General features: G+C 49.2%; 1 protein-coding gene. It reads left to right on the forward strand.

What is annotated here, in order from left to right; genetic code table 11:
- Position 1: 1 nt before the first annotated feature.
- Positions 2-8,171: SDR family NAD(P)-dependent oxidoreductase (locus tag D5S11_RS08550; protein ID WP_128424608.1), on the forward strand; the 8,170-nt coding region annotated here is incomplete at its 3' end.

An 8,171-nucleotide genomic window follows, 5' to 3' on the forward strand; every position in this document is an offset into this window, starting at 1 on the left:
CATGAAATGTATTAACGAATTTTTAAGAACGGTAATAGCGCAAAAGCTGGGTGCCGAGGTGACCGAAGCGGAAGATAAAACCGCTTTTTTTACTCTTGGCGTGACGTCTCTCATCAGTGAAGAAATCATGACCATATTGCATAAAGAATTTACCGGCCTTTCTGAAACGCTGCTGTTTGAATATCCGAACATTGAGAAATTGAGTGAGTTTTTAAGTGCGCAGAAACGAAATCCCGAAAGCGTTCTTGAATTCAAAGAAACGGAGCCTGATACGGGAAGCCGGCAGGAAGAAGAATTGCTTCCCGTACAGGCGGCTGAAAAGGTGCCTGTACAGGAAACGGACGGGAGCTCTGATATTGCGGTTATCGGAATGAGCGGGATGTTTCCGAAAGCGGAAAACCAGCATGATTTTTGGGACAATTTAATGGAAAATAAAGATTGTGTCTCCGAAATCCCAGAGGACAGATGGGACAGCTCTTATTACTCGGAAGAGAAAACGGCAGAATACGCGTCATACAGTAAATGGGGAGGTTTTATTGATCATCCGGATCAATTTGACCCGCTGTTTTTTTCTGTTTCCCCGTGGGAAGCTGATTTAATGGACCCCCAGCAAAAATTGTATGTCACGTGCTGCTGGGAAGCGATGGAGGATGCCGGTTACGGGAATCCGGCGGCGAGGCCGACGGATCAAATCGGTGTTTTCGCCGGAGTGACCTGGAATGAATATTCATTAATTGCACACGAAGAAGGTTTCCTCAAAGATCAGTACAAAGGCCCCGGCTCCTTATATTGGGGCATTCCGAACCGGGTTTCTTATTTCCTTGATCTCCATGGCCCGAGCATTGCTGTTGATACGGCGTGTTCTTCATCGCTTGTCGCCGTCCATCAGGCTTGTCAGGCCATTATGTCGGGCGACTGTGAAATGGCGCTGGCCGGAGGCGTCAACCTCAGCTTACATCCGCAAAAATACATGTTTTTAAGCCAATCGCATTTTCTGTCTTCTGAAGGAAAATGCCGCAGTTTCGGTGAAGGCGGAGACGGTTACGTGCCCGGTGAAGGTGCGGGAGCCGTTTTGTTAAAACCATTGAAAAAAGCGATTGCGGACAACGACCACATCTACGGTGTCATTAAGGGGTCCGCCACTAATCACGGCGGCAAAACGACCGGGTATACGGTGCCGAATCCGGAAGCGCACCGGGACCTGATTTTATCCGCTCTAAACAGAGCCGCGGTAAGTCCGGCGGATATCAGCTACATTGAAGCTCACGGAACCGGCACGGCACTCGGCGATCCGATTGAGATACGCGGCCTGTCTATGGCATTTGATAAACAGACCGATGAGAAAAACTACTGCGGAATCGGCTCGGTGAAATCCAATATCGGACATTTGGAAGCGGCTGCAGGGATCGCCGGTTTAATCAAGGTGCTTTTAAGCATGAAACATGAAACGCTTCCCGCCAGTCTGCACTCCGAGGAACTGAACCGCAAGATTTCTTTTTCTGATTCGCCATTTTATGTCGTCCGAAACAACCGGCCGTGGCCGGCTGAAGGAAATAAACCGAGAATCGCCGCAATCAGTTCATTCGGCGCAGGAGGCTCTAATGCCCATCTGATCGTAGGTGCTTATCAGCCAAAACGGCAAGCGGACGGGAATACTGAGCAAAAACCGCATGCCGTCGTATTAAGCGCACATTCCGAACAGCAGCTGAAAGAATATGCCGGGAAATTAAGCTCTTTTCTTGCCCGATTGGAAAACCTGCCTTCTGCCGGCGGATACAGTCTGGAAAATATCGCTGCCACCTTATTGTCAGGCAGAGAGCCTTTCTCCTTCCGGCTTGCTGTCATTGCATCATCCCTTTCTGAGCTGAAACAGCGATTGGACGGATTTGTAAGCGGTCACAGCGACGGCAGGCATATGTACTTCGGAAAAGCGTCACCCGGGCGGCCGGACGTTTCAGGCCAATCCGTTTCAGATCCTGAGAAATTTGCCGCGCTGTGGGTGAAAGGCCTTCAGTGTTGCAAAAAGCCGGAAACGCCGTATCAGAAAGTCCCGCTTCCTACGTATCCGTTTTTAAAGGAAACGTCCTGGCTGACCGATCAAAAAAAGCGGTATACAAAAAAGCCCCAAAATATCAAAAGGCGTGAAGCGCTGCATCCTCTGCTTGATGAGAATATTTCATCCGCCCGGAAAGGGACGTTTCAAAAGATATTTTCCAAGGACGAATATTTCTTTAAAGATCATTTAGTGAACGAAAAATATGTGCTTCCCGGAGTCTGTCATCTGGAAATGGCGGCATACGGCGCGGGATTGTGGGGAGAACGCCCGGTCGTCTCTCTTCAAAGTGTGTGGTACATGGAGCCGATTGTGACAGGGACAGACCCAAGATCCGTCATGATAGAGTTTGAAGCAGAAAAAGAGCGTATAAGCTATGTCATTAAAGAAAAAGGAGCGGACGGCGCTCTCTTTTCGCAAGGAGAAGTGATTTGTAAAGAAAAAGGAGCGTCTTTTGAGGCCCCGGCCTTTCAGCTCCCGGCGCCATTTGCGCAGAGAACGGAGCCGGAAGACATCTATCACTCGTTCTCTGAGGCGGGAATCGTGCAAAAGGACAGTTTTCAGGTCATCCGCGAATTCTCTTATACAGAAAGGAAAGCACTGGCCAAATTAACGCTCCCGTCACACTTGGAAGCCGATTTTAAACAGTACATCCTACATCCGTCCTTAATGGATGGCGCTGTTCAAACTGCAATGGCGCATGTGCTGCAATTTCAAAAAGAGCCTGTGCTTATCGTACCGTTTTCCTTCGGAGAAATACAGCTGCTTGAACCGTTAGCGAAAACCGTATTTGTGCATGCGGAGGTAAAAGCGGCCTCTGTTCACCAATTTGATCTGCATATTTGTGATGAGCGCGGCGTGCTGTTGGCGGCAGTGAAAGATTTTATCATAAAAGAGGTGCAGGAAAGCGCCGGGTTTAACCAAAAAGCCGGCGTCACGCCGAAGAAAAGCTGTGAAACGGAATTGCTTATGACACCGGTTTGGAACACCGTCACCATTCCGGAAACCGGCATGTCTTTCATGCGTGAAGAAAAAATAATCGTCATCGGGGCCGGGCCGGATTTTCAGCAGGCTTTGAAAGAGATGTATTCCGATGTCCGTTTTCCGGACATCACTTCTTTGGACAGCGCGGAACAAATGGCTGAAACATTGAAAGCGCAAGGCTCTTTTCAACACATGATATGGGCGGCGCCGGATCATCCCATTCCATCCGTTTATGATGCGGATACGGCCGAGGGACAGGAGCACGGGGTCATGCAGCTTTTCCGGCTGGTAAAAGCGCTTCTGCTTCTGAATTTTGACACGGAACAACTATCATTGACAATCTGCACGTTTCAAGCACAGCCGATTCATGAACATGATGAGGTCAATCCGAGTCATGCAAGCATACACGGATTAGCGGGGTCGCTCGCAAAAGAATACAGCAATTGGAACATCCGGCTTCTTGATTTGGAATCTCAAAGGGGAGACCGGCATCTTCCCGATGTCTTCTCTTTACCGTCGGACCCCGAGGGAAATCCGTGGGTCTTTCGTGCAGGTCAGTGGCACCGACAGCAATTGGCCGTCTGCCGGCCTCATGCAGATGAGCCTTCATTATACCGGCACGGCGGGGTTTATGTGATTATCGGCGGAGCAGGCGGAATAGGAGAAGTATGGACTGAATATATGATTCAGACCTATCAGGCGAAAATTATCTGGATCGGGAGACGGAAAAAAGATACACAGATTGAAAGAAAGCTGAAAAGACTTGCGGCTTTAGGTCCCGCACCGCAATATTTCAGCGCAGATGCTGCGGATTATGACTCTCTCAAACGGGCGTATGACACCATTGTAAAGGAAAATGGAAAGGTCCGCGGAATCATTCATTCCGCCATCGTGTTATCAGACCGAAGTTTTGCCAATATGGAAGAGGATCAGTTCCGCGCTTCACTTTCTGCAAAAACTGATGTGAGCTTGCAGATTGCCCGGGTAGCTGAAGGGGAACCCCTGGATTTCTTGCTGTTTTTCTCTTCGATGATGTCGTTTCAAAAAGCGCCGGGACAGAGCAATTATGCCGCCGGGTGCACGTTTAAAGACGCTTTTGCTAAGCGGATCTCACAGAAAGCGCCGTATGCCGTAAAAGTTGTCAATTGGGGCTTTTGGGGAAGTGTCGGCGTCGTCGCTTCAGAACAATACCGGAAACGGATGGAGCGGGACGGAATCGCTTCTATTGAGGCGCCCGAAGCGATGAAAACGCTGGAAACCCTGCTTTCCGGACCTCATGACCAGCTGGCGCTGATCAAAACGACAGATCCGGTTTTTATGAAAGACGATCTGAAAGAACAAGTAACGGTTTATCCGGAAAAGATTCCTTCCGCACTCGGACAATTAGCGGTTAACATCACGCAGAATGACGAAGCTGAGCGGTTAAAAGCATCAAGTGTCATGAGCTGCATGAGAAAGATGGAATCCCTTATTGAAAAAATGCTTGCATCAACCCTTTATGAGATGGGAGCCGGGCTTGATCAGGCTTTGCCGTTATTTCAATCGGCTGCCGGCATAACGGAACAATACAGCAGATGGCTGAAAGAGAGCTTTGTCCTCTTGACTGAATTAGCGCTTGCTCCGGAAAAAACGGATTTAGGGCAGGTTTGGGAGGAATGGGAGCGGAAAAAAGAGACTTGGCTGCGCCAGAAAGACATGAGGGCGCATGTCAGATTGGCAGAAGAGACATTGCGTGTGCTTCCAGACATTTTAACCGGAAAGCTTCCGGCAACGGAAGTGATGTTCCCTGACTCCTCCTTCCGTCTTGTGGAAGGCATTTACCGCAATAATATCATTTCTGATTTTTTCAATGACAAGCTTGCTGACACATTGATTGCAGTTTTGAAGGAACGTCTGGAAAAAGACCCGCAGGCGAAAATCCGCATTTTAGAAGTCGGAGCCGGAACAGGCGGGACGAGCGCCGCGGTCATGAGAAAATTGAAACCGTATGAAGCGCATATTGCCGAATATTGTTTCACGGATATTTCTAAAGCATTTCTTTTACATGCAGAAGACATATTCGGTCCGGAATATCCTTATGTCACTTATAAAATATTCAACGCTGAGCAGCCGGTATCAGCAGAAGCGCCGGACATCGGCACGTATGACGCAGTGATCGCGACCAATGTGCTTCATGCGACAAAAAATATCCGCTCTACGTTGCGCCATGCGAAAGCAATGCTGCAAAAAAACGGCCAGCTGTTTATAAATGAGATCAACAGCCGCACCATATTCAACCATGTGACGTTCGGCCTTCTTGAAGGCTGGTGGCTGTATGAGGATCATGATTTACGGATTCCGGGCTGTCCGGGGGTTGATCCGGCCGGCTGGGCGGAAGCGCTTTCGCTTGAAGGATTCGTCCATCCTCTGTTTCCGGCTGAAACCGCACACGACTTAGGCCAGCAGATTATAGCGGCTGAAAGTGACGGAATGGTCAGGCTTGCCCTCACGCAGGCCTCAGAAGAGAAGCCGGAGCGCCGTCCGTATGACGCAGAAGGTCTTTCGGATGATACTTTGCATTTCAGCCTGAGAGAAAAAAGCGTTGAACTGATGAAGAAGGTAATCGGTGAAGCGCTTAAAGTGCCGGCGCATCGTCTTTTATCCCATGAACCTTTAACCGCATACGGATTGGATTCCATACTGGTCGTCAGACTGACCAACGCGTTAAAAGACGTCTTCGGTTCTGTCAGCAGCACTTTATTTTTTGAATATCAAACCATTGATGAGCTTGCTGATTACTTTCTGTCTTCCCGTAAAGAAGCGCTCGAGCGGCAATTCGGGAATGGACGGGCTCATCCCGAAAACGCCGGACGGGTGCAGGCTCCCGCAGAAAGCGCCGCGCCGATTCCAAACGTAAGAGAACGGGGCATCGCATATCTGACGGAATTAATAGGAAAAACGCTGAAGATTCCGAGCGGGAGAATGGATCCGTCGGTTTCCTTAACCGCATACGGTTTGGATTCTATTCTGGTCGTCAGGCTCACAAATGCCTTTCGTAACGTGTTTGACCAAATGACCAGCACCCTCTTTTTTGAATATCAGACGATAGAAGAAATCGCGGATTACCTGCTTCTTTCTCAGCCGGAAGCATTTATGAAAGCGATGGGTGTGCGTGAGGCACAGCTGGCTGATCACACAGATAATCTGAATGTAAAACAAAACAAGATTCCTCAAAACGAGGAAGGCAGCAGGACGAACGGAGATCCCTATATCCAGGATATCGCTGTCATCGGTCTGTCAGGCCGGTATCCGGGCGCCGATCACGTTGATGAGCTGTGGGAAAATGTAAAAGCCGGCAGGCATTCTATTACTGAAGTGCCGAAAGATCGCTGGGACTGGAAAACGTTTTATAACGAGGAACGCGGAAAATGGGGGTCCATTTATTCAAAATGGGGCGGTTTTCTCGATGACATTGATAAATTTGATCCGCTGTTTTTCCGTATATCTCCCGCGGAAGCTGAAAGGATGGATCCGCAGGAAAGGTTGTTTCTGCAGACTGCTTATTCAAGCATTGAAGATGCGGGGTACACCCCGGCCACGCTTTGTGACAGCCGGAAAATCGGAGTCTTTGTCGGTGTGATGAACAGCAATTACCCGACAGTTCCCAGCGACTGGTCTATCGCAAACAGAGTATCGTTTTTGTTCAATTTCCAAGGGCCGAGTATGGCTGTGGATACAGCCTGCTCTTCTTCTTTAACAGCTGTCCATCTCGCCGCAGAAAGCCTGCGGAGCGGAATGAGTGAAACAGCGATTGCCGGCGGAGTCAATCTTATCGTTGATCCGGCCCACTATGAGCGGCTGTCCGCTTTTTCAATGCTGTCTCCCGGTGATAAATGCAAATCTTTCGGAGACAGTGCGGACGGTTTTGTTGACGGTGAAGGAGTAGGGGCGATTGTGTTAAAGCCGCTTGCTCAAGCGGAGAAAGACGGCGATCATATTTACGGCGTTATCAAAGGAAGCATGCTGAACGCAGCAGGCAGGACAAACGCTTATATGGTGCCAAATCCGAAAGCGCAGTTTGATCTGATCGCAGAGACGTTGAAACGGACAGACATTCACCCGAGAACGGTCAGTTACTTGGAAGCCCACGGAACGGGCACTGCGCTCGGTGATCCGATTGAAATCGACGGGTTAACGAAAGCTTTTCGCCTGACAACAGAAGACCGGCAGTTTTGTTCCATCGGTTCCATTAAATCAAATATCGGACATTTAGAAAGCGCTGCCGGGATTGCGGGGATCACCAAACTGCTTCTGCAATTGAAACATAAGAGGATTGCCCCTTCATTGCATGCGGCGGAATTGAATCCGAATATTGAGTTTGAGCACACTCCGTTTTTCGTACAGCAAAAAGAAACGGAATGGAAACGACCTGTCTTGAATATCACGGGTAAAATGAAGGAATATCCGAGAATTGCCGGCATTTCCTCGTTTGGAGCAGGAGGTTCAAACGCACATGTCATCATTCAGGAATATGTGCCGTCTGACAGCCTGAAACCAATGGAAAACGCGTCTGTTTCTCCGCAAAAACCGGCTGTTATCATTTTATCAGCGCGAAATGAGCAGCAATTATCAGAGCGCGCCCGCCAGCTTCTGGATGATGTCATAAGAAAAAAACGTTCTGACGGGGATTTGGCCAAGATCGCTTACACGCTTCAGGCGGGAAGAGAACCGATGGCTGAGCGGCTTGCATTTACGGCCGAGTCGATAGAAGAACTGAAAATGAAGCTTATGAGTTTCTCAAACGATCATAATATCGAACATGCTCATATCTGGCGGGGCAGGACAGCCAAACATCATTCATTGGCGGCTTCGCTCACTTCTGATGAAGATATGGCGCTTACCATAAATGCCTGGCTGAGAAAAGGGAAATACGGAAAGCTGCTTGACCTTTGGGTTAAAGGACTTGACGTCGATTGGTCAGCTCTTTATCAGTGCAACCCGGGCCGCATCAGTCTCCCGGCCTACCCTTTTGCCAAAGACCGATATTGGGTCACAAAAGCTGATGTGTCACTTGACAAAACAGGCTCAGCGAAAAGTGAGAAAGCAGCCAGACTTCACCCGCTGCTCCACGCGAATACATCGACCTTTACCGCCC

The organism is Bacillus sp. L75 (assembly GCF_003676355.1).
Classification (GTDB): Bacteria; Bacillota; Bacilli; order Bacillales; family Bacillaceae; genus Bacillus; species Bacillus velezensis.